Genomic DNA, 19,514 nt, shown 5'->3' with positions numbered 1-19,514 from the left:
GCAACAGCGGCACAGCGTTTGGGCGCTCTTCGCTCACCGGTTATCCAGGTGGCGGTGGCGCCCGAGCGCTGTTCAGCAACGAATCTAGCGCGAGCGGGCAGCAGATATGAGAGATCTTCTCAACCTTTTCAAGCAGCCGGGGGCTCAACTGGAGGACTTCGATGCGATTCGTATCGGGCTGGCATCGCCCGAGATGATCCGCTCTTGGTCCTACGGCGAGGTCAAAAAACCGGAGACGATCAACTACCGAACCTTCAAGCCGGAGCGTGACGGTCTCTTCTGTGCAAAAATATTCGGCCCGATCAAAGACTACGAGTGCCTGTGTGGCAAGTATAAGCGGCTCAAGCACCGCGGCGTTGTCTGCGAGAAGTGCGGCGTCGAGGTCACCGTAGCCAAAGTACGCCGCGAGCGGATGGGGCACATCGATCTGGCCAGTCCGGTGGCTCACATCTGGTTCCTGAAGAGCTTGCCGTCACGCATCGGGCTGCTGCTCGATATGACGCTGCGCGATATCGAGCGCGTGCTCTACTTCGAAGCCTTCATTGTCATTGAGCCTGGCATGACGGCGTTGGAGCGGGGACAGTTGCTCACCGATGAGCAGTATCTGGAGGCCATCGAAGAGCACGGCGATGAGTTCGACGCCCGCATGGGCGCCGAGGCGGTGCTCGAGATCCTCAAGGGCATGGACCTGGAGGCCGAGGCGCGGCGTCTGCGCGATGAGATCGAAGCGACGGGCTCCGAGTCTAAGATCAAGCGTTTCTCCAAGCGGTTGAAGCTGATCGAGGCCTTTTTGGAATCGGGCAATAAGCCTGAGTGGCTTATTATGACGGTGTTGCCGGTGTTGCCGCCCGATTTGCGGCCCCTGGTACCGCTGGATGGCGGGCGTTTTGCCACCTCCGATCTCAACGATCTCTATCGACGGGTCATTAACCGCAACAATCGCCTAAAGCGTCTGCTCGAGTTGGCTGCACCCGATATCATCGTGCGCAATGAAAAGCGTATGCTGCAGGAGTCGGTCGATGCCTTGCTCGATAATGGTCGACGCGGGCGTGCCATTACCGGCACCAATAAGCGGCCGCTGAAGTCGCTCGCCGATATGATCAAGGGCAAGCAGGGGCGCTTTCGCCAGAATCTGCTCGGTAAGCGCGTCGACTACTCGGGGCGTTCGGTGATCGTGGTCGGGCCGACGCTGCGTCTACACCAGTGCGGCCTGCCCAAGCGCATGGCGCTGGAGCTATTCAAGCCGTTTATCTTCTCCAAGCTGCAGCGGCGCGGTTTGGCGACGACGATCAAAGCGGCCAAGAAGATGGTCGAGCGAGAGACCGGTGAGGTCTGGGATATCCTCGATGAGGTCATCCGGGAACACCCGGTGCTGCTGAACCGTGCGCCGACGCTGCACCGTCTCGGTATTCAGGCCTTCGAGCCGGTGCTCATCGAAGGTAAGGCGATTCAGCTGCACCCGTTGGTCTGTACGGCCTACAACGCCGACTTCGACGGCGATCAGATGGCGGTCCACGTCCCGCTCTCGCTCGAGGCACAGCTTGAGGCGCGAGCGATGATGATGTCGACCAATAACATCCTCTCGCCAGCCTCCGGTGAGCCGATCATCGTGCCGTCGCAGGATGTCGTCCTTGGCCTCTACTATATGACCCGTGAGCGCGTCAATGCGCGTGGCGAAGGGATGCGGTTTGCCAATGTACAGGAGGTGCACCGGGCCTATCAGACCGGGGCTGCCGAGCTCGGCGCACGGGTCGAGGTGCGGATTCGCGAGCGAATGCCCGATGAGAGCGGTGAGATGTGTGAGCGGGTCTCACGCCGGCAGACGACGGTTGGCCGGGCATTGCTCTTTGAGATCGTGCCCGATGGCTTGCCATTCGATGTAGTCGATCGCGAGCTTGATAAGAAGGGGATCTCCAAGCTGGTCAACATCAGCTATCGGCGGGTCGGCCTGAAGGGCACCGTTATCTTCGCCGACCAATTGATGTACACCGGCTTCCACTACTCGACTAAGGCCGGGGTGTCGATCGGTGTCGACGATATGGAGGTGCCGCCGGAGAAGGAACGGATGTTGCGCAGCGCCGAGGAGGAGATCCGGGAAATCGAGGATCAGTACGCCTCCGGTTTGGTGACCAGCGGGGAGCGCTATAACAAGGTGGTCGATATTTGGGCGCACACCAACGATCAGGTCGCCTCGGCGATGATGGAGAAGATGGGCAAGGAGGTTGTGGTTGATGGTGAAGGCCGCGAGACCCTCCAGAAGTCTTTGAACTCCATCTTCATTATGGCGGACTCAGGGGCTCGGGGTTCGGCGGCGCAGATCCGACAGTTGGCTGGGATGCGTGGTCTGATGGCGAAGCCGGACGGCTCGATCATTGAGACGCCGATCACCGCTAATTTCCGCGAGGGGCTCAACGTCCTGCAGTACTTTATCTCGACCCACGGCGCGCGGAAGGGTTTGGCTGATACCGCACTGAAGACGGCGAACTCGGGCTACCTGACCCGCCGTCTGGTCGATGTCTCGCAGGATCTGGTGGTCACCGAGGTCGATTGCGGAACCCTCGAAGGATTGGTGCTGACGCCGATCATTGAGGGCGGAGATGTCGTCGAAACCCTGGCCGAGCGCGTGCTTGGGCGTGTCGTGGCCGAGGACGTGGTGGTTCCCGGTGGGAGTGAGATCGCGGTCGAGGCCGGTACGCTGCTGGATGAGGAGTGGGTGGAGCGTCTTGAACGCTACGGCATCGACGAGGTCAAGGTGCGCTCACCGGTGACCTGCGAGACGCGGCACGGTGTCTGTGCTCAGTGTTATGGTCGCGATCTGGCGCGCGGGCACTCCGTGAATATCGGTGAGGCTGTCGGTGTCATCGCAGCGCAGTCGATCGGTGAGCCGGGCACGCAGTTGACAATGCGGACCTTCCACATCGGTGGGGCGGCATCGCGGGCGGCGGCGGTTTCGCAGATTGAGGTGCGGAATAACGGCCATGTGCGGCTGCACAACATCAAGACGGTGCAGCACCACAGTGGCAACTATGTCGCCGTATCGCGCTCAGGTGAGTTGACGGTGATGGATGAGTACGGCCGCGAGCGGGAGCGCTACAAGATCCCCTACGGGGCGGTCCTGAGCGTCGGTGACAGTGCGGCTGTCGATGCGGGGCAGGTGGTTGCGAACTGGGATCCGCATACGCATCCGATCGTCACCGAGGTCGATGGGTATGTGCGCTTCCACGACTTTGTCGAAGGCGTTACCGTGCATCGCGAACTCGATGAAGTGACCGGCCTGGCTAGTCTGGTGGTCACCGATCCGAAGAGTCGCGGTACCGGTGAGCACAAGCGACACAGCAGTGATGCCAGCGGCAAGGTCAGTGAAGAGCGGGTGGCTTATAAGGATCTACGGCCGATGATCAAGTTGGTCGACGGTGCTGGTAACGATCTGAATATTGCCGGGACCCAGATCCCCGCCCACTACTACCTGCCGGCTGGGGCGATCGTCTCGCTCGAGGACAATGCTGAGGTGCGCGTCGGTGATGCCTTGGCACGGATTCCACAGGAGGCTTCGAAGACCCGTGATATCACCGGTGGTCTGCCACGAGTGGCTGACCTCTTCGAGGCGCGCAAGCCGAAGGAGCCGGCGATCCTCGCCGAGGCCTCGGGTACGGTCGGCTTTGGACGTGAGACCAAGGGCAAGCAACGGTTGATCATCACCCAGCAGGATGGTGAGACGCACGAGGAGCTGATCCCCAAGTGGCGCAACGTGACCGTTTTCGAGGGCGAGCATGTCGAGCGTGGCGAAGTGGTCGCCGATGGGGAGCCGAACCCTCACGACGTTCTGCGGCTGCTTGGTATCACACGCCTCTCGGAATATATCGTCCAGGAGATCCAAGACGTCTTCCGGTTGCAGGGTGTCGGCATCAATGACAAGCACATTGAGGTCATCATCCGCCAGATGTTGCGTAAGGTGCAGGTCAAAGATCCGGGGGATTCGTTTTATCTCAAGGGCGAGCAGCTCGATCGCTCCAAACTACTGGAAGAGAACGAACGTCTGGTGGCTGCTAACAAGGAGCCAGCGACTTACGAGCCGGTGCTGCTCGGGATCACTAAGGCGTCGCTATCGACCGAGTCGTTCATCTCAGCGGCGTCGTTCCAGGAGACGACCCGGGTATTGACGGAGGCCGCTACGCGCGGTGTGCGTGATGATCTGCGGGGGCTCAAGGAGAACGTCATCGTTGGTCGCTTGATCCCTGCCGGGACCGGCTTTGCCTATCACTCGGCCCGGCGGCGCGCACCGCTGGCTGCCGAGGCTGTGCTCTCGCCTGCTGAGCAGGCAGCCGAGGTCTTCGGCGATGGTGGCAACGGCGATGAGGGTGAGGAGACCACCAACCTCGAGCGTAATCAGGGCGGCAGCGAGTAGCCGCACAAGCGGCCCGGGGCGGGACCGGATGTTTGCGGCGCGTCCCCGGGTCACGATAACGAGCAGGGGGAATTGACAAAACGATCAGTTACCCCTAAAATTCCGCGTCTTCGACAGGCCGGCCCGCCGGCCTGTCGTTTTTGGGTCGGTACGGAGCGCGAAACCCTATGGCGACAGTCAATCAGCTCGTGCGCAGAGGGCGCACCAAGCGCACCGCGAAGAGCAGCGTCCCCGCTCTTGAGGGGTGTCCGCAAAAGCGCGGCGTGTGTACACGTGTTTATACAACGACTCCGAAGAAGCCGAACTCGGCGCTGCGTAAGGTGGCTCGGGTGCGGTTGACGAACAGCTACGAAGTGGCCGCCTACATCGGTGGTGAAGGGCATAACCTTCAAGAGCACTCCGTGGTTCTGATTCGTGGTGGTCGTGTCAAGGACCTGCCCGGTGTCCGCTACCACGTGGTCCGCGGAGCCGCGGATACGGCGGGGGTCGACAAGCGCCGGCAGGGTCGTTCCAAATACGGCGCCAAGCGCCCGAAACAGAAGTAACGGGGTTCGATCAATGCCCAGGAGAAGAGAGGTTCCCAAGCGCAAGGTTCTTCCTGACCCCAAGTACGGGAGTGAGGTGCTGACCAAGTTCGTCAACATGGTGATGTTCGACGGCAAGCGCGCAGTGGCCGAGCGCATTATGTACGGCGCGCTGCAGCGCATTGGCGCGAAGCACTCCGATCCGGTTGAGGTTATGGAGAGTGCGCTGGAGAACGTCAAGCCCCGCGTCGAGGTGAAGTCGCGGCGTGTCGGTGGTGCAACCTATCAGGTTCCGGTCGAGGTTCGTCCTGAGCGCCGGCAGACGCTCGCAATGCGCTGGCTGCTTGAGGCGGCCCGTAAGCGTGGTGAGAAGACGATGGCTGCCCGGTTGGCAAACGAGATGCAAGAGGCGGCAGAGAGTCGCGGTGCTGCGGTCAAAAAACGTGAAGATACGCACCGCATGGCCGAGGCGAACAAGGCCTTCTCGCATTATCGATGGTAAGTGCCGGCGCGCGTTGCGCGCGGGGTTGAGTTTGATCGTTTCTGGTTCATGGCAATTCAATAGGCGGGGTATCCACCGTGGCACGCAAGACGCCCATCGAGCGCTATCGGAATATCGGCATCGCGGCCCACATTGATGCGGGTAAGACCACAACTACCGAGCGCATCCTGTTTTATACCGGGATCTCCCATAAGATGGGCGAGACGCACGACGGTGCGGCGACCATGGACTGGATGTCCCAGGAGCAGGAGCGCGGGATCACAATCACTTCGGCGGCGACCACCTGTTTCTGGAGCGGGATGGATCAGCAGTACCCGGAGACCCGGATTAATATCATCGATACTCCGGGGCACGTCGACTTCACCATTGAGGTCGAGCGTTCTCTGCGTGTGCTGGATGGCGCGGTAGCGGTTTTTTGTGCTGTGGGCGGCGTTGAGCCGCAGTCCGAGACGGTGTGGCGGCAGGCGACCAAGTACGGAGTGCCGCGGATCGCCTTCGTCAATAAGATGGACCGGGCCGGTGCCGACTTCTCTCGGGTGGTGAAGCAGATGCGTAGCCGCCTTGGTGCCACGCCGGTACCGATTCAGTTGCCGATCGGCGCTGAGGAAGACTTCCAGGGCGTGATCGACCTGATTCGGATGACCGCGATCTATTGGGATCGCGATCCGCAAGGGATGACTTACAGCGAGAAGGAGATTCCGAGCGAGCTCGTAGCTGAGGCCGAAGAGGCGCGCGAGGCGATGATCGAGGCTGCGGCGGAGGCCGACGAGACGCTCATGGATACCTACCTGAGCGACGGCGAGCTGACCAATGAGCAGATCAAAAGCGGCTTGCGCCAGCGCACCTTGAAAAACGAGATCGTCCTGGCGCTGTGTGGCTCGGCCTTTAAGAACAAAGGCGTACAGACGCTGCTGGATGCCGTTATCGAGTTCTTGCCGGCGCCCAATGAGGTGCCTGCTATTGAAGGGATCCTGGATGACGGTGAGACCGTTGCAACACGCGAGTCGAGCGATGAGCAACCCTTCTCGGCGCTGGCCTTTAAGATCGCGAACGACCCTTACGTCGGCAACCTGACCTTCTTCCGTGTCTACTCCGGCGTGCTCAGCTCCGGCGACCAGATCTTCAACCCGGTTAAGGGCAAGAAGGAGCGCATCGGGCGGATTCTGCAGATGCACTCTAATCAGCGCGAAGAGATCAAAGAGGTTCGAGCGGGTGATATCGCCGCCGCGGTCGGCCTCAAAGATGTGACGACTGGGGACACCCTCTGCGATCCGAGCAACAAGATCACGCTGGAGCGGATGGAGTTCCCCGAGCCGGTGATTGCAGTGGCGGTGGAGCCGAAGAGCCGGGCCGATCAAGAGAAGATGGGGCAAGCGCTGGGCCGTCTGGCGCAGGAAGACCCGTCGTTCCGCGTGCGCACCGATGAAGAGTCGGGGCAGACGATTATCTCCGGGATGGGGGAGTTGCACCTCGATATCATCGTTGATCGGATGAAGCGTGAGTTCAAGGTCGAGGCCAACGTCGGCGAACCGCAGGTGGCCTACCGGGAGACGATTCGCAAGCCGGTCGAGCAGGAAGGCAAGTTTATCCGCCAATCTGGCGGTCGGGGTCAGTACGGTCACGTGCGCATCCGCATGATGCCGCAGGAACGCGGGGCGGGGTACGAGTTCGAGAGCAAGATCGTCGGTGGCGTGGTGCCTAAAGAGTACATCCCTTCGGTTGACCAGGGTTGTCGCGAAGCGATGGAAGAGGGCGTTTTGGCGGGTTACCCGGCGGTCGATGTGCGCGTCGAGCTCTACGACGGTTCGTATCATGACGTCGACTCTTCCGAGATGGCCTTTAAGATTGCCGGCTCTATGGCCTTCCGTGAGGGCTTCATGAAGGCGAATCCGGTTTTGCTCGAGCCGCTCATGAAGGTCGAAGTGACAACGCCGGAGGAGTATATGGGTGACGTGGTCGGCGATCTTAACCGGCGCCGCGGCAATGTCCAGAAGATGGAGGACATTCCGACCGGAAAGCAGATCCGCGCCCTGGTGCCGCTTAAAGAGATGTTCGGTTACGCGACCGACCTGCGCTCCAATACGCAGGGGCGGGCCTCCTACGTCATGGAGTTCGAGGAGTATGCAGAGGCGCCGGCGAGCATCGCCGACGAGGTGATCAAAAAGGCGTCGTAGAAACGGCGCTGAGGCCATTCGATTCAACGTAGAACGATCAGATCAACGAGGTGTGGCGTGTCCAAGGAAAAGTTCGAGCGTAAGAAGCCCCACGTGAACGTGGGCACTATCGGTCACGTGGACCACGGGAAGACGACGCTGACGGCGGCGCTGACGAAGGTGTTATCGGGCGCGTACGGGGGTGAGGCGCGAGCCTTTGATCAGATTGACAATGCGCCGGAGGAGCGCGCGCGTGGGATTACGATTGCGACGGCGCACGTGGAGTATGAGTCGGAGCAGCGTCACTATGCGCACGTTGACTGTCCGGGTCACGCTGACTATGTGAAGAACATGATCACGGGTGCGGCGCAGATGGACGGTGCGGTGCTGGTGGTTTCGGCGGCGGACGGTCCGATGCCGCAGACGCGGGAGCACATTTTGTTGGCGCGTCAGGTGGGTGTGCCGGCGATTGTGGTCTTTTTGAACAAGGCGGACATGGTAGACGATGCGGAGCTTCTGGAGCTGGTGGAGATGGAGGTCCGGGAGCTTTTGAGTGATTATGATTTTGATGGGGACAGCATTCCGGTGATCACGGGTTCGGCGCTGAAGGCGCTGGAGGGTGATGATTCGGAGATGGGTCAGCCGTCGATTTTGCGATTGGTTGCGGCGATGGACGAGTCGATTCCGCAGCCGGAGCGTGCGGTGGATCAGCCGTTTTTGATGCCGATTGAGGATGTTTTCTCGATTTCGGGCCGAGGCACGGTGGTGACGGGCCGGGTCGAGCGTGGTGTGATCAAGGTTGGCGAAGAGGTTGAGATTGTTGGTCTGACGGAGACGCGCAAGACGACGTGTACGGGCGTGGAGATGTTCCGCAAGCTTCTCGATCAGGGGGAGGCTGGTGATAACATTGGGGCGCTGTTGCGTGGTACGAAGCGTGACGAGGTGGAGCGCGGTCAGGTGTTGTGTCAGCCGAAGTCGATCACGCCGCATACGCACTTTGAGGCGGAGGTGTACGTTCTTTCCAAGGATGAAGGGGGGCGTCACACGCCGTTTTTCCAGGGGTATCGCCCGCAGTTTTACTTCCGTACGACGGACGTGACCGGTTCGGTGGAGTTGCCGGAGGGTACGGAGATGGTGATGCCGGGTGATAATGTGAAGATGAAGGTTCGTCTGATTGCGCCGATTGCGATGGAAGACGGGCTGCGTTTTGCGATTCGCGAAGGCGGGCGCACGGTCGGCGCCGGCGTCGTCGCCAAAATCATCGAGTAATCGGCTATGGTGACCGCAGCAACTACGACAGCAACGAACCAGCGAATTCGGATTCGTCTTAAGGCATTCGATCATCGCCTGATCGATCAGTCGGCGCGTGAGATCGTCGATACGGCGAAGCGGACCGGGGCCCATGTGCGTGGCCCCATTCCGCTGCCGGTCAAAAAGGAGAAGTTCACCGTTTTGACCTCGCCGCACGTAAACAAGGATGCCCGCGACCAGTACGAGATCCGGACCCATAAACGCTTGATGGATATTATTGATCCCACGGACAAAACGGTCGATGCGCTGATGAAGCTCGACCTGGCCGCGGGTGTCGATGTCCAGATCAAGCTCTACTGAAAGGCGGTGATGCACAGTCGTGGGGCTGAGTAGATGCCCCTCGTCTGTGACCACAGGTGGTGATCGTGCGGCGCGGCCCGGCAGCGGTGGCGCGCAGTGCGACTCAGCAGCGGGTTCGTCACGACCGACCGTGGGTCGGGCACTGAGAGTTTTTGAGGAGAGGCGGACGATGGCTATCGGAATCGTCGGTCGCAAGCGCGGCATGACGCGGATTTTTACTGAAGACGGGCAATCGATCCCGGTTACCGTCGTCGAGGCGGAGCCGAATCGGGTGACGCAGGTCAGGACCGATGACGTCGACGGTTATCGCGCGGTGCAGGTGACGACCGGGCGGCGCAAGCCGCAGCGGGTGCGCAAGCCGGAGGCTGGGCACTTTGCACGCTCTGCCGTGGAGGCTGGGCGTGGTCTCTGGGAACTGCGCCTGGATGCGCAGCGCCACGCCGCAGACGAGGCGTTGCCGGAGAGTGGGGCACAACTGACCGTCGAGGCTTTTGAGGTCGGACAAAAAGTTGATGTAACCGGAACGAGTAAGGGGCGCGGGTTTGCCGGCACGGTTCGTCGGCACAATTTCCGTGCGCAGAGAAACAGTCACGGCAATTCGAAGTCGCACCGGGTTCCCGGCTCGATCGGTCAGTGCCAAAGCCCCGGGCGGGTCTTTAAGGGCAAAAAGATGGCCGGGCAGATGGGTAACCGCCGTGCGACCGTGCAGAACCTTGAGGTGGTGCGCGTCGATGGGCCGCGCAATCTGTTGCTGATTCGCGGTGCCGTGCCTGGGGCCGTCGGCGGCGATTTGATCGTGCGCCCGGCGTGCAAAGGGTAAGAGGCAACAGGGGGAGCCATGGAGCTCAAGCTCAGCAACGAAAAAGGCGAAGCGGCCGGTCAGGTTGAAGTCTCAGCACGGGCCTTCGATGAGCCGTTCCGGGAGGCGCTAGTTCACCAAGTGGTCACTGCCTATCTGGCCGGTGGGCGAGCGGGAAGTAAGGCACAAAAGACGCGTTCCGAGGTCTCCGGCGGAGGTAAGAAGCCGTGGCGGCAGAAGGGTACGGGCAACGCGCGCTCTGGAACGATCCGTAGCCCTCTGTGGCGCGGTGGCGGGCAGACCTTTGCGGCTAAGCCGCGCAGCTTCGAGCAGAAGGTCAACCGCAAGATGTTTCAAGGCGCACTGCGCTCTATTCTCTCTGAACTGGCGCGCCAGGAGCGCTTGACCGTGCTGGAGTCGTTCGCTCTGACAGCACCAAAGACTCGTGAGCTGGATGCGAAGCTTGGTCAGTTGGGCGTCAAGAAGGCTCTGATTGTCGTTGACACGCCGGATCACCACCTTGAGTTGGCGGCTCGCAATCTGCCAGGGATTGAGGTCGGTTACGCCGCGGCAATCGATCCGGCAGCGCTGGTCGGAGCCGAACGGGTGGTGATGACGGTGGCTGCCGTCCGTCGCATTGAGGAGTGGTTGTCATGAATGAGGAGCGGCTCTACACGGTGCTGGAAGGTCCGCACATCTCGGAGAAGAGCACGGTGATCGCAGAGTCGGCTGGGCAGCTCGTCTTCCGGGTTGCTCCCGATGCGACTAAGCAGGAAGTCAAGGAGGCGGTCGAGAAGCTCTTCGAGGTGCAAGTGACTGGTGTGCGTACGGCGCGCGCGAAGGGTAAGCGCAAGCGCTTCGGGCGTGTGAACGGTCGGCGGCGCGATTGGAAGAAGGCGTATGTCACTCTCGTCGGAGGCGAGGATATCGACTTCCTCGGCGCAGAGTAAGGGGAAAGAGTCATGGGACTGGTAAAGTGCAGACCGACGTCACCGGGGCGACGTTTCGTTGTCCGTCCGAAGGACGAGCGCCTCCATGATGGCGGTCCTTATGAGCCGCTGGTGGTCAAGAAGACCAAGAGTGGTGGCCGGAACAATTCTGGGCGGATCACGACGCGCCACCGGGGTGGTGGGCATAAGCAACGCTATCGCATCATCGATTTCAAGCGGGATAAGGACGGTGTGCCCGGAAAGGTCGAAAGACTTGAATATGACCCCAATCGTTCCGCGCATATTGCATTAGTGCTTTATCGCGACGGCGAGAGGCGTTATATTATTGCACCCCGCGGGGTTGATGCCGGGACGCCTATCCAGGCGGGCCGTGAGGCGCCGATTCGGCCCGGGAACGCGTTGCCGCTGCGAAATATCCCGGTGGGTACACACGTCCACTGTGTCGAGCTGAAACCCGGTAAGGGGGCACAGCTCGCGCGCTCTGCTGGGGCTAGCGTGCAGATCGTTGCTCGCGAAGGAGAAGCAGCGACGCTGCGGTTGCGTTCTGGTGAAATGCGGCGGGTGCCGATCGATTGCCGGGCGACCGTGGGCGAGGTCTGCAACAGTGAGCACAGCCTGCGCAATCTCGGTAAGGCCGGTGCGAAACGCCACAGGGGCGTTCGTCCGACCGTTCGGGGTGTCGCAATGAACCCGGTCGATCACCCGCATGGAGGCGGTGAGGGTAGGACTGCCGGTGGTCGCCATCCGGTTACGCCGTGGGGTGTGCCAACGAAGGGGCACAAGACTCGCAAGAACAAGCGCACCGATAAGTATATCGTGCGCCGACGGAAGCGTTGAGGGGTAATTAGCCGTGCCACGCTCGACCAAGAAAGGGCCGTTCATCGATTACCACCTGCTTAAGAAGGTGGAAGAGGCGAACGCAAACAACAGCAAGCGACCGATTAAGACCTGGTCGCGACGCTCGGTGGTGATGCCGGATATGGTCGGCCTCACGATCGCGATCCACAATGGCCGTCAGCATGTGCCTGTGCTGATCAACGAGAATATGGTCGGGCACAAGCTTGGCGAATTCGCGGTGACCCGTACGTTCCGCGGCCATGCGGCTGATAAGAAATCGAAGCGGTAAGGGGGCGCGATATGGAGACTCAAGCGAAACTGCGTTTTTCGCGCATCTCGCCGCAGAAGGCGCGCCTCGTTGCCGACCAGATTCGCGGCCTGCACGTGGCTGAAGCGCTGCGGAGCTTAGAGCACAATCCCCGCAAAGCGGCGGGTATTATCCGCAAGGTGCTCGAGTCGGCGATCGCCAACGCTGAGCATAACGATGCGGCCGATATCGACGAGCTGCGGGTCTCCCGCATCTGCGTCGACGAGGGGCCGACGATGAAACGCATACGGCCGCGCGCTAAGGGGCGGGCGACTAGGATCCTCAAGCGCACCAGCCACATTACAGTGGCGGTCGCTGAGGCGTGAGCGAATAAGCGAGAGAGGCCGGCATGGGAAATAAGACCCATCCTACGGGATTTAGGCTTGGCGTCACCGAAGACTGGCGCTCGATGTGGTACGCCGATAGCAAACGCTTCGGCGAGTATCTGTATACGGATCTGCAGGTGCGCGATTTTATTCGCGAGCGCCTCAAGAATGCTTCGGTGAGTCGTATCCAGATTGAGCGCCCGGCGAAGAATGCGTTGGTGACGATCTATACTGCGCGCCCCGGGATCGTGATCGGTAAGAAGGGCGAGGATATTGATCGGCTCCGCAGCCAGGTTACGGCCAAGATGGGTGTGCCGGTGCATATCAATATTGAGGAGATTCGCAAGCCCGAGGCCGACTCGAACCTGGTCGCCGAGAGTATTGCCGGGCAGTTGGAGCGCCGGGTGATGTTTCGGCGGGCGCTTAAGCGGGCCGTTGCCAATGCGCAGCGTGCCGGGGCGCAGGGGATCAAGGTGCAGGTGGCCGGACGTTTGAACGGCGCGGAGATTGCCCGCACGGAGTGGTACCGCGAGGGCCGGGTGCCGCTGCACACCTTGCGTGCCGATATCGACTACGGTTTTGCCGAGGCGAAGACGACCTATGGTGTGATTGGCGTCAAGGTCTGGATCTTCAAAGGCGAGATCATCGATACCGAGAACGAGGGGGCGCCGGCAGAGCGTGTGCGCCGTGCTGCGGCTGCTCAAGGCTGAGCGAAGAGGTGCTAGGCGATGTTACAGCCGAAACGTACGAAATATCGTAAAAAACAGAAGGGTCGTAATACCGGCCTGGCTCGGCGGGGTGACCGTGTGAGCTTTGGCGAGTATGGCCTCAAGGCGACGACCCGTGGACCCATCACTTCGCGGCAGATTGAGGCGGCGCGGCGGGCGATCAACCGCTACATCCGGCGCGGCGGCAAGATCTGGATTCGCGTCTTCCCGGATAAGCCGGTGACCGAGAAGCCGCTTGAGGTGCGGATGGGTAAAGGCAAGGGCAACGTTGATCACTGGTGCGAGCCGATTGCGCCGGGGCGTGTGCTCTACGAGATCGAAGGGGTTTCGGAGGAAGTGGCCCGTGAGGCATTTCGGCGCGCTTCGGCCAAACTCCCGGTCAGGACCACCTTCGTGACGCGGACGGTGATGTGATGAAGGCGAGTGAGCTGCGCGATAAAGAGATCGGGGCGCTCGAAAAGGAGCTGATCGAGCGGCGCAAAGAGCAGTTCAAGCTGCGAATGCAGAAGGCCAGCGGACAGCTGTCGCGCAACCATCAGCTCGGGCGGGTGCGGCGTGAGATCGCCCGGATTAAGACCGTGCTCAATGAGCGTAAGCGTGCGGAGCAGCAGGCATGAGTCAGGAAAAGAGTACCCGCACCGTCAATGGGCGTGTGGTAAGTGACAAGATGGATAAGACGCGAACCGTGCTCGTTGAGCGACGCGTCAAGCATCCGTTGTACGGCAAGTACATCCGGCGTTCCACGAAGCTCTACGCGCACGACGAACAGAATGAGGCGCGCGCGGGAGACTGGGTCGCCATTGAAGAGTGCCGTCCCTTGTCGAAGAACAAGGCGTGGCGGTTGGTAAAAGTGCTCGAGCGGGCCGCAGGCTGAGAGAGGCGCGGCGGCGCCCCGAGCGGGGCATCACGAATCGGAAGCGGGTAAAGCGTCATGATCCAGATGGAGACCCTCCTTAAGGCGGCGGATAACAGCGGCGCCCGGCAAGTACAGTGCATCAAGGTGCTGGGTGGTTCCAAGCGCCGCTATGCGGGGATTGGCGATATCGTTAAGGTCAGCGTCAAGGATGCGATTCCGCGCGGGCGCGTGAAAAAAGGCGAGGTCTACAACGCGGTTGTGGTGCGGACTCGCCGCGGCGTGCGCCGTGCCGACGGCTCGCAGATCCGGTTCGACGGAAACGCGGCAGTGCTGCTGAATAACAACCTGCAGCCCATCGGCACCCGGGTCTTCGGGCCGGTTACCCGCGAGCTGCGCACTGAGCGTTTTATGCGGATCATCTCTTTGGCGCCCGAGGTACTGTAGGCAGAGGTTATCATGCGGAAGATTCAGAAGGGCGACGAAGTCGTTGTGATCGCCGGCAAGGATCGGGGGCGGCGTGGCCGTGTATCGCGGGTGCTGCCTGATCAAGATAAAGTCATTGTAGACAATGTGAACATGATCAAACGGCATCGCCGTGGCAATCCGATGCAGGGTTCGACCGGCGGTATCGTGGAGCAAGAGGCCCCGATCCACATCTCCAACGTGGCCATCTACAATCCGGAGACGGATAAGCCGGATCGCGTCGGGATTCGCTGGGACGGGGATCGCAAGGTGCGCTATTTCAAGTCGAATCAGCAGCCGGTCGATGCGTGAGGGGGCGAGGATGGCGACTCTGAGAAAGCAGTATCAAAATGAGATCACCCCGGCGCTGCTAGAGCGGTTCGGCTACAAGAACGTCATGCAGGTGCCGCGACTCGAGAAGATTGTACTCAACATGGGTCTGGGTGAGGCGGTGCGCGACAAAAAGATTGTCGACGCAGCGCAGGGCGATCTGGCTAAGATCACTGGGCAGAAGCCGCTGGTTACGCGGGCTCGTAAGTCCGTCGCCGGCTTCAAGATCCGGGAGGGCTGGCCGATCGGTTGCAAAGTGACGCTCCGGCGAGAGCGGATGTACGAGTTTCTGGAGCGCTTCATCCACGTTGCGGCGCCACGAATTCGCGATTTCCGGGGGTTCTCGCCGCGTGCCTTCGATGGACGCGGCAACTATAACCTCGGCGTTCGGGAACAACTGATCTTCCCGGAGATCGACTACGACGAGATTGACCGTGTGCGCGGAATGGATATCACGGTAGCCACGACCGCACGCACCGACGAGGAAGGGAAGGCCCTGCTTGAAGGGTTTGGCTTTCCTTTCCGGACCTAACGTCCAGAGGAGCGACACCGATGGCCAAGAAGTGTATGGTCGAGCGTGACCGTAAGCGTCGCAAGCTGGCGAATCAGTATGCGGCGAAGCGCGAGGCGCTCAAGGCGATTATTCGCAGCCCACAATCGAGCGTTGAAGAGCGTTTCGAGGCGCAGCTCAAGCTGCAGCAGATTCCACGCAACGCCGCGCCGGCGCGGCAGCGTAACCGTTGTGCGCTTTCAGGGCGGCCGCGTGGGTACTATCGAAAGTTCGGGCTGGCGCGCAATCAGCTGCGCGCTGCTGCCGTGCGCGGGGAGATCCCCGGTCTGACCTTCTCGAGCTGGTAAGGGGATATCAAGTATGACGATGACCGACCCCATCGCTGATATGCTGACCCGCATCCGTAACGGTCAGCATGCCGAGAAGGCGAGCGTGCGGATGCCCTCCTCACGCGCTAAGCGTGCGATTGCTCGGGTTCTTTACGAAGAGGGCTACATCGACGGCTACGAGGTTGTCGGCGATGAGAAGAAGCCCGAGTTGGAAATCACGCTGCGCTACCACCAGGGGCGGCCCGCAATCCGCGAGATTCAGCGCTCCAGCCGTCCCGGTCTGCGCGCCTACCGCGGGCGCAGCGATCTGCCGCAAGTCCGCGATGGGCTCGGTACGGCCATCGTCTCGACCTCGCGCGGGGTGATGACGGATCGCGCAGCTCGGGCAGAGGGACACGGCGGCGAAGTCCTTTGTGTGGTCTTTTAACAGGACGAGCAATCATGTCGAGAGTGGCGAAAGCGCCGGTTCGGATTCCTGCCAACGTAGAGGTCAATCTGAACGGCAACGACATTACGGTCAAGGGGCCGAAGGGCCAACTGTCGTGGCATTGCCATGACTGGGTCAAGCCGGCGCAGGAAGAGGGTGAGCTGCGTTTCGAGCCGCGTCATCGCGGTGTGCAGGCGGTTGCCCTGACCGGTACCACGCGCGCGCTGGTCAACAATATGGTAGTCGGAGTCAGCACCGGGTTCGAGCGCAAGCTGGAGCTTAAGGGCGTCGGCTACCGGGCTCAGCTGCAAGGGAACACCCTGCACCTGACGCTGGGACACTCGCATCCGATTCACTTCCAGCCGCCAGAGGGGATCACGATCGAGGTGCCGTCGCAAACCGAGATTATCGTGCGCGGAACAGACAAGCAGCAGGTGGGTGAAGTGGCTGCGCAGATTCGGCGCTACCGGCCGCCCGAGCCCTATAAAGGGAAGGGCGTACGCTATGCTGGTGAGCGTGTGGTCTTGAAAGAGGCCAAGAAGAAGTAGCGAGCAGGAGAGCGAAGATGGACAAGAAGAGTGCACGCATACGCCGTGCCCGCAGGAGTCGTGGGCGGATCCGCGAGGTGGGTGCCTATCGGCTCTCCGTGCATCGGACGCCGCGGCATGTCTATGCTCAGATTCAGGCGCCTGATGGCTCGCGCACTTTGGCTGCAGCCTCGACGGTTGAACCGGAGCTGCGCGGTCGCGAACAGGGGACCGGGAACCGGGGAGCAGCGAGCGAGGTGGGGCGGTTGATTGCAGAGCGTGCCAAACAGGCCGGAATTGAGCGTGTCGCTTTTGACCGCTCCGGTTATCGCTATCACGGTCGGGTGCGGGCTTTAGCCGAGGCGGCACGCGAAGCGGGACTCCAGTTTTAGGGCAGAGGCATACGATTATGGCGAATGGAGAACAGGCCGCCGCCGATGGGCTGCGTGAGAAGCTGATCACGATCAACCGGGTGGCCAAGGTCGTCAAGGGTGGTCGACAGTTCGGATTCACGGCGCTGACGGTGGTTGGCGACGGGGATGGTCGGGTCGGTTTCGGCTATGGCAAGGCGCGCGAGGTGCCCGCAGCGATCCAAAAGGCGATGGAGCGGGCCCGTGTCGGGATGCGGCGCGTCCATCTCGAGGGGCCGACGCTGCGCTACCCGGTGATCCACTTTCACGGCGCTAGCAAGGTCTTCATGAAGCCAGCCTCGCCGGGTACCGGGATCATCGCCGGTGGTGCGATGCGTGCCGTTTTCGAGGTCGTGGGCATTCAGGATGTGCTGGCGAAGTCGGTCGGCTCGCGCAACCCGATCAATGTGGTGCGCGCTACGGTCGAGGGGCTTGCGCAGATGGACTCGCCTGAGAGCGTGGCCGCGCGGCGCGGGAAATCGATCGAAGAGATCACGGGTTGACGAACATGGCACAGCAAAAGAGTCTTGAGATTACGCTGCGGCGCAGCGTTCACGGGCGGCTGAAAAAACACCGCGCCTGTGTGGCTGGCTTGGGGTTGCGACGGATGCACCAGACGGTCACGGTCGCCGACACGCCGGAAAATCGCGGCATGATTGAACGTGTCGCCTATATGCTTGAGGTACGGGAGGTCTGATGCGACTCAATACGTTATCGCCAGCGCCCGGTAGCCGTCCGGATGCCAAGCGCGTCGGCCGTGGCGCCGCGAGCGGCAATGGCAAGACCGCAGGCCGTGGCCATAAGGGGCAGCGCAGCCGTTCGGGGGGCTTCCACAAGGTCGGCTTTGAGGGCGGTCAGATGCCGCTGCAGCGCCGTGTGCCGAAGTATGGCTTCCGCTCGCAGAAGGGCCTCTGGACTGCCGAGGTGCGTTTGCATGAGATTGCTCGAGTTGAGGGTGAGACCGTCGACTTGAATACTCTCCGTCAGGCAGGCGTTGTGCGTAAAAACATGCGATTCGTCAAGGTCATAGGTTCGGGGAAGATCGAGCGAGCGGTTACGGTCCGGGGGTTGAAAGTGACTCGCGGCGCCCGTGAGGCGATCGAAGCGGCCGGTGGCCGGGTCGAGGAGGCTTAAGGTTGGCACGCGCAGGCGGGGCAGCAGCTGCACTAGGCGGTATGGGTAAGCTGACGGAGGTGCGGCAGCGGTTGCTGTTCGTCCTCATGGCGCTAATCATCTATCGGATCGGCACCCATATCACAATCCCGGGGATCGATCCGGCAGCGCTCGGGCAGATGGTTGACCAGCAGCGTGGCACCATCCTCGAAATGTTCAATATGTTTGCCGGCGGTGCGTTGGAGCGCCTGTCGATCTTTGCATTGGGGGTGATGCCGTATATCTCGGCGGCGATCATCATGCAGTTGCTCGCCGCTGTTGTGCCCTCCCTGGAGCGGTTGAAAAAAGAGGGTGAGCGCGGACGGCGCAAGATCACTCAGTATACTCGTTACGGCACCCTAGGCTTGGCGACTTTCCAGGGCTTCGGCATCAGTATCGCTCTGCAGCAGCAGGGGGTTGCGGCCCATCCTGGGCCGATGTTCGTTATGATTTCGACGATCACCCTGGCGACGGGCGTGATCTTCTTGATGTGGCTCGGTGAGCAGATCACCGAACGTGGTATCGGCAACGGCATCTCGATCATCATCTTCGCTGGAATCGTCGCGGGTCTGCCGAGCGCCTTGGGCGGAGCACTGGAACTGCACCGGACCGGTGAGTTGGGTACTGCGACCGTCCTGGCACTGTTGACGATGGCTGCGGCAGTGACTGCGTTCGTTGTCTTCGTTGAACGGGGACAGCGGCGCATTACCGTGCAGTACGCGAAGCGTCAGCACGGGCGCAAGATGTACGCGGCACAGCAGAGTCATTTGCCACTAAAGCTCAACATGGCGGGCGTTATTCCGCCGATCTTCGCCTCCAGCATCATCCTCTTCCCGGCGACACTCGGACAGTGGTTTGGGGGAACCGAGGGCTTCGGTTTGATTGGTGATATCGCGGCAACGCTGTCGCCAGGGCAGCCCGTTTATGTGGCTCTTTACGCTGCGGCGATCATGTTCTTCTGCTTTTTCTATACCGCGTTGGTCTTTAACTCGCGCGATACGGCAGACAATCTCAAGCGCTCGGGCGCCTTTATACCAGGGATTCGCCCCGGAGAGCAGACCGCGCGCTACATTGATCAGGTGATGACGCGGTTGACCTTTGTCGGCGCGCTCTACATCACCGCGGTCTGTTTGATGCCCGAATTCCTGATTCTGTATTGGAATGTACCGTTTTATTTTGGTGGTACGGCCTTACTGATCAGCGTGATCGTGGTGATGGATTTTATGGCGCAGTTGCAATCGCACTTGGTCTCTCACCAGTACGAGCCACTGATGAAGAAGGCCAATCTTAAGGGGCACAAGCGCCCTGGTGGTGGTCTGCTGCGCTGAAGTATGCCCCGCGGCGCTCGACTTGGGAGCGGCGCTCGGT

Annotated in this window: 27 protein-coding genes; all 27 read left to right on the top strand. The window is 61.1% G+C overall.

Annotated elements, in window-relative coordinates; genetic code table 11:
* Positions 1 to 106 precede the first annotated feature (106 nt).
* The 27 genes from rpoC to secY all read left to right on the top strand — a co-directional run bounded on the left by rpoC (position 107) and on the right by secY (position 19,474).
* Positions 107 to 4,405: a DNA-directed RNA polymerase subunit beta' gene (gene rpoC, locus CKO15_RS06610; RefSeq protein WP_200193795.1), complete on the top strand. Its 4,299-nt coding sequence runs from the start codon at positions 107 to 109 to the stop codon at positions 4,403 to 4,405.
* A 167-nt stretch (positions 4,406 to 4,572) separates the two neighbouring features.
* Positions 4,573 to 4,950, top strand: coding sequence for a 30S ribosomal protein S12 (gene rpsL / locus CKO15_RS06605; RefSeq protein ID WP_200193793.1), 378 nt, complete (start codon positions 4,573 to 4,575; stop codon positions 4,948 to 4,950).
* 13 nt (positions 4,951 to 4,963) lie between these two features.
* On the top strand, positions 4,964 to 5,431 hold the full coding sequence (gene rpsG, locus CKO15_RS06600) for a 30S ribosomal protein S7 (protein WP_200193791.1): 468 nt from the start codon (positions 4,964 to 4,966) through the stop codon (positions 5,429 to 5,431).
* Between the two features lie 77 nt (positions 5,432 to 5,508).
* A complete protein-coding gene (gene fusA, locus CKO15_RS06595; RefSeq protein ID WP_200193789.1) occupies positions 5,509 to 7,605 on the top strand; it encodes an elongation factor G in 2,097 nt (698 codons plus the stop codon).
* 57 nt (positions 7,606 to 7,662) lie between these two features.
* Positions 7,663 to 8,853, top strand: coding sequence for an elongation factor Tu (tuf, locus tag CKO15_RS06590; protein ID WP_200193787.1), 1,191 nt, complete (start codon positions 7,663 to 7,665; stop codon positions 8,851 to 8,853).
* Positions 8,854 to 8,859: 6 nt separating this feature from the next.
* Entirely contained in the window at positions 8,860 to 9,195 is a 336-nt protein-coding gene (rpsJ, locus tag CKO15_RS06585) for a 30S ribosomal protein S10 (protein ID WP_200193785.1), read from the top strand.
* Between the two features lie 169 nt (positions 9,196 to 9,364).
* A complete protein-coding gene (gene rplC / locus CKO15_RS06580) occupies positions 9,365 to 10,015 on the top strand; it encodes a 50S ribosomal protein L3 (RefSeq protein WP_200193783.1) in 651 nt (216 codons plus the stop codon).
* A gap of 18 nt (positions 10,016 to 10,033) precedes the next feature.
* On the top strand, positions 10,034 to 10,651 hold the full coding sequence (gene rplD, locus CKO15_RS06575) for a 50S ribosomal protein L4 (protein WP_200193781.1): 618 nt from the start codon (positions 10,034 to 10,036) through the stop codon (positions 10,649 to 10,651).
* Positions 10,648 to 10,944: a 50S ribosomal protein L23 gene (gene rplW, locus CKO15_RS06570; RefSeq protein WP_200193779.1), complete on the top strand. Its 297-nt coding sequence runs from the start codon at positions 10,648 to 10,650 to the stop codon at positions 10,942 to 10,944. The genes rplD and rplW overlap by 4 nt, the downstream gene beginning before the upstream one ends.
* A 12-nt stretch (positions 10,945 to 10,956) precedes the next feature.
* Entirely contained in the window at positions 10,957 to 11,781 is an 825-nt protein-coding gene (rplB, locus tag CKO15_RS06565) for a 50S ribosomal protein L2 (protein ID WP_200193777.1), read from the top strand.
* A 13-nt stretch (positions 11,782 to 11,794) separates the two neighbouring features.
* The gene (rpsS, locus tag CKO15_RS06560; protein ID WP_200193775.1) at positions 11,795 to 12,070 is read left to right on the top strand and encodes a 30S ribosomal protein S19; all 276 of its coding nucleotides are present in this window, start codon (positions 11,795 to 11,797) and stop codon (positions 12,068 to 12,070) included.
* A gap of 11 nt (positions 12,071 to 12,081) precedes the next feature.
* Positions 12,082 to 12,414, top strand: a complete 333-nt coding sequence (rplV, locus tag CKO15_RS06555; RefSeq protein ID WP_200193773.1) for a 50S ribosomal protein L22 — start codon at positions 12,082 to 12,084, stop codon at positions 12,412 to 12,414.
* A gap of 23 nt (positions 12,415 to 12,437) precedes the next feature.
* Positions 12,438 to 13,124: a 30S ribosomal protein S3 gene (rpsC, locus tag CKO15_RS06550; protein WP_200193771.1), complete on the top strand. Its 687-nt coding sequence runs from the start codon at positions 12,438 to 12,440 to the stop codon at positions 13,122 to 13,124.
* 18 nt (positions 13,125 to 13,142) lie between these two features.
* On the top strand, positions 13,143 to 13,556 hold the full coding sequence (rplP, locus tag CKO15_RS06545) for a 50S ribosomal protein L16 (protein ID WP_200193769.1): 414 nt from the start codon (positions 13,143 to 13,145) through the stop codon (positions 13,554 to 13,556).
* The gene (gene rpmC, locus CKO15_RS06540) at positions 13,556 to 13,759 is read left to right on the top strand and encodes a 50S ribosomal protein L29 (RefSeq protein ID WP_200193767.1); all 204 of its coding nucleotides are present in this window, start codon (positions 13,556 to 13,558) and stop codon (positions 13,757 to 13,759) included. Before rplP ends, rpmC begins: the two co-directional genes overlap by 1 nt.
* On the top strand, positions 13,756 to 14,016 hold the full coding sequence (gene rpsQ, locus CKO15_RS06535; protein WP_200193765.1) for a 30S ribosomal protein S17: 261 nt from the start codon (positions 13,756 to 13,758) through the stop codon (positions 14,014 to 14,016). The genes rpmC and rpsQ overlap by 4 nt, the downstream gene beginning before the upstream one ends.
* 57 nt (positions 14,017 to 14,073) lie before the next feature.
* Positions 14,074 to 14,442, top strand: a complete 369-nt coding sequence (rplN, locus tag CKO15_RS06530; RefSeq protein ID WP_200193763.1) for a 50S ribosomal protein L14 — start codon at positions 14,074 to 14,076, stop codon at positions 14,440 to 14,442.
* A 12-nt stretch (positions 14,443 to 14,454) separates the two neighbouring features.
* Positions 14,455 to 14,772, top strand: coding sequence for a 50S ribosomal protein L24 (gene rplX / locus CKO15_RS06525; protein WP_200193761.1), 318 nt, complete (start codon positions 14,455 to 14,457; stop codon positions 14,770 to 14,772).
* Positions 14,773 to 14,782: 10 nt separating this feature from the next.
* Positions 14,783 to 15,322 (top strand): 50S ribosomal protein L5, encoded by a 540-nt coding sequence (gene rplE / locus CKO15_RS06520; RefSeq protein WP_200193759.1) that lies wholly within the window; start codon positions 14,783 to 14,785, stop codon positions 15,320 to 15,322.
* Positions 15,323 to 15,342: 20 nt separating this feature from the next.
* Entirely contained in the window at positions 15,343 to 15,648 is a 306-nt protein-coding gene (rpsN, locus tag CKO15_RS06515; RefSeq protein WP_200193758.1) for a 30S ribosomal protein S14, read from the top strand.
* Positions 15,649 to 15,661: 13 nt separating this feature from the next.
* The gene (rpsH, locus tag CKO15_RS06510) at positions 15,662 to 16,057 is read left to right on the top strand and encodes a 30S ribosomal protein S8 (RefSeq protein ID WP_200193756.1); all 396 of its coding nucleotides are present in this window, start codon (positions 15,662 to 15,664) and stop codon (positions 16,055 to 16,057) included.
* A 14-nt stretch (positions 16,058 to 16,071) separates the two neighbouring features.
* The gene (rplF, locus tag CKO15_RS06505) at positions 16,072 to 16,605 is read left to right on the top strand and encodes a 50S ribosomal protein L6 (protein WP_200193754.1); all 534 of its coding nucleotides are present in this window, start codon (positions 16,072 to 16,074) and stop codon (positions 16,603 to 16,605) included.
* Positions 16,606 to 16,622: 17 nt separating this feature from the next.
* Positions 16,623 to 16,976 (top strand): 50S ribosomal protein L18, encoded by a 354-nt coding sequence (gene rplR / locus CKO15_RS06500; protein WP_200193752.1) that lies wholly within the window; start codon positions 16,623 to 16,625, stop codon positions 16,974 to 16,976.
* 17 nt (positions 16,977 to 16,993) lie between these two features.
* On the top strand, positions 16,994 to 17,497 hold the full coding sequence (gene rpsE / locus CKO15_RS06495; RefSeq protein ID WP_200193750.1) for a 30S ribosomal protein S5: 504 nt from the start codon (positions 16,994 to 16,996) through the stop codon (positions 17,495 to 17,497).
* Between the two features lie 5 nt (positions 17,498 to 17,502).
* Positions 17,503 to 17,691 carry a 50S ribosomal protein L30 gene (rpmD, locus tag CKO15_RS06490; protein WP_200193748.1) on the top strand — a complete coding sequence of 63 codons (189 nt, stop codon included), beginning with the start codon at positions 17,503 to 17,505 and terminating at the stop codon, positions 17,689 to 17,691.
* Positions 17,691 to 18,128 (top strand): 50S ribosomal protein L15, encoded by a 438-nt coding sequence (gene rplO / locus CKO15_RS06485; protein ID WP_200193746.1) that lies wholly within the window; start codon positions 17,691 to 17,693, stop codon positions 18,126 to 18,128. Before rpmD ends, rplO begins: the two co-directional genes overlap by 1 nt.
* Positions 18,129 to 18,130: 2 nt before the next feature.
* Positions 18,131 to 19,474, top strand: coding sequence for a preprotein translocase subunit SecY (secY, locus tag CKO15_RS06480; protein WP_200193745.1), 1,344 nt, complete (start codon positions 18,131 to 18,133; stop codon positions 19,472 to 19,474).
* The last annotated feature ends 40 nt before the right edge of the window (positions 19,475 to 19,514 follow it).

This window comes from Halorhodospira abdelmalekii (assembly GCF_016583625.1).
Taxonomy (GTDB): domain Bacteria; phylum Pseudomonadota; class Gammaproteobacteria; order Nitrococcales; family Halorhodospiraceae; genus Halorhodospira; species Halorhodospira abdelmalekii.
The sequence above is the reverse complement of the archived record's forward strand: the minus strand, read 5'-3'. Positions and strand labels throughout refer to the sequence as shown.